Raw genomic sequence first — 310 nt, forward strand, 5'->3', positions numbered from 1 at the left:
CTTCCACCAAAGAAAGAAAAGGTGCGATCATGACAAGGTTTCTTGCTTGGTGTGCAACTTGGCTGGCGGCGGTGTCCTGGCTCGTCATTCCGACAGAGCTACCGACTGCCTACGCGCAGCAGCCAGCACCCGCTTCTGCTTCAGCCGCAGCGCCGGCACCGAGTACCGCCGAAACAGCAGCGACGCCTCAGGCCTTGACGGAGGACGAACTCGAGACGCTTGTCGCGCGCATCGCACTTTATCCGGATGACCTCGTGGCACTGATCACGGCTAGCTCGCTGTTTCCGCTGCAGATCGTCGAGGCGAACCG

Annotated in this window: 1 protein-coding gene; it reads left to right on the top strand. The window is 61.0% G+C overall.

Translation table 11 applies throughout. From position 1 onward, the window contains the following. Positions 1–29: 29 nt before the first annotated feature. Positions 30–310 (top strand): DUF3300 domain-containing protein (locus IB244_RS31735; protein WP_192307023.1); only part of this gene is annotated, 281 nt, incomplete at its 3' end.

The organism is Rhizobium sp. RHZ02 (assembly GCF_014851575.1).
Taxonomy (GTDB): Bacteria; Pseudomonadota; Alphaproteobacteria; order Rhizobiales; family Rhizobiaceae; genus Rhizobium; species Rhizobium altiplani.